General features: G+C 47.9%; 3 protein-coding genes. All 3 read right to left on the bottom strand.

Annotated features, from left to right (window positions below; genetic code table 11):
- A partial coding sequence (locus tag Q0338_RS09945) for an AAA family ATPase (RefSeq protein WP_298086586.1) occupies nucleotides 1-283 on the bottom strand: 283 nt, incomplete at its 3' end.
- A gap of 238 nt (nucleotides 284-521) precedes the next feature.
- A complete protein-coding gene (locus Q0338_RS09940; protein ID WP_298086585.1) occupies nucleotides 522-1409 on the bottom strand; it encodes a tetratricopeptide repeat protein in 888 nt (295 codons plus the stop codon).
- A 195-nt stretch (nucleotides 1410-1604) separates the two neighbouring features.
- Nucleotides 1605-1845 (bottom strand): 3-methyl-2-oxobutanoate hydroxymethyltransferase (locus Q0338_RS09935; RefSeq protein WP_298086584.1); only part of this gene is annotated, 241 nt, incomplete at its 5' end.

Genomic DNA, 1845 nt, shown 5'->3' with positions numbered 1-1845 from the left:
CCAGATCGCCGCTTTTTTCTATCATGGGCGCAGCCGTCATCTTGATGCTAACGCCCATTTCGTTTGCGATGATGTGCGCCAGCGTCGTCTTGCCAAGGCCCGGAGGCCCGTAGAAAAGCACGTGGTCTAGGCACTCGCCGCGCTTTTTGGCGGCCTTTATAAAGACTCCTAAATTTTGCTTGATCTTTTCCTGTCCGATGTAGTCCTCAAAGCGCGTGGGGCGCAGCGACACCTCAAAATCGTTTTCAAAGCTTATTTTTTCTATTTCGACTATTCTATCCATTTTTTCGGCTCTGTTTTTCGTAAATTTGCCGCATTTTACAAAATTTTGGGTAAGTTTTGGCTTTGGGCTTTGTTCAAATTTAACTCGGCGTTCAGCGGTAAATTTGGCGCCGTAAAGGCTAGGGTTTTAAAACCGAACAAAGCTCAAATTTATCCGCCTGGCCGAAGCGGATAAATCTCAAAAATCAGTTTAAATTTGACAGAAAATACAGATTGCGGCCGACCAAATCGGTCCGAGCTTAAAACTCCGCTATCCTCGCTTTTAAAAGCTTGCAATCGCTATCGTTGCCAAATTTACAACCCTCCGCGATAGACTCGAATTTTTCGTAAATTTCGATATTTTTCTCGTAGTTTTCAAAGCCCAGAGCCCTGCAGCCGTCGTCGTTGCCGAGCTTGCAAGCGCGCGAATAGCCGTCGTACGCGTCATAAACCGCGAACTCCACGCCCTGCGCGTGCTCGTAAACGTAGCCAAGAGCATAGCAGCCAAGCGCATTTTTCATGTAGCACGAGGTGTCAAAGGCCTTGTGCGCGCTTGCTAGATCGCGCTCCGCTCCAAGACCCTCGTGCATCATCCTGCCGTAGTTGTAGCAGCCAGCACCGTCAAATTTTCTGCACGCTTTGGCGTATAAATTTATGGATTTTTTGAGATCGTTTTGTGATTCGTAGATGAGGCCGAGGTTGTTGCAAGCCGCTTCAGAGCCTAGCTCGCAGCCTTTTTCGTAGAGACGAAATATCTTATTTTCATCTTTAGGGCCGAAAATTTCCTTGACGTTTAAAAGCGCCAGATCAAAGCACCCCGTGCCGTTTCCCAGCTCGCACGATTTTTCAAAGAAAAGCTCGGCTTTTTCGTTGCTTTTCTGGGCTCCTAGCCCGCTAAAATGCATACTGCCCAGCGCCGCGCAGCTCATCGCGTCACCCTCCTGGCAAAGCGGCGATAAAATCTTAAAAGCCGCGTCATAGTCGGCATTTTCGATCGCCTGCCTCGCGGCCTCCTCTCGTTTAGAAAATCGCTTCTCGTTCTGCGCTTGCTCATTTTGCTCGCCAAGACTGTCGATGCCTAGCCCAAAATTCGGATTTGAAGCCGCTAGTGCGCTAAAAAACGTCGCTAAAATCAATAAAATTTTCAAAATTTACTCCTCGTTTTCAATCCAGTCTTGTTTTGATAGCTAAATTTGCCCGTCAAATTTGACGAGGAACGGGTAAATGCAAGCGTTCAAATTTAAACCAAACTCTGTTCGTCAAATTTAACGCCTAAGGCTCAAATTTGCCGTTGTTTGCCGGATGATCAAATTTGCCCCGCCGACTAGATTTAGCTAAACAAGCTAAATTTTATACTCAAACTCCTCGCTCGGGAAGGTCTTTTCTCTAACTTCGCGGGTGTAAGTTTCTACCGCCGTTCGTACCAAATTTGCGCCGTCGAGATAGCGCTTTACGAATTTAGGCTTAAACTCGTCGAAAAACCCGAGCATATCGCTCCACACGAGCACCTGTCCGTCCACGTCGGCACCCGCGCCGATACCGATGATAGGCATCTGCACGCTTTTTGCGACCTTTGCCGCAACC

The organism is uncultured Campylobacter sp., assembly GCF_938018145.1.
Taxonomy (GTDB): domain Bacteria; phylum Campylobacterota; class Campylobacteria; order Campylobacterales; family Campylobacteraceae; genus Campylobacter_A.
Note: the sequence above shows the minus strand (reverse complement) of the source record. Positions and strands in the feature narration are given on the sequence as shown.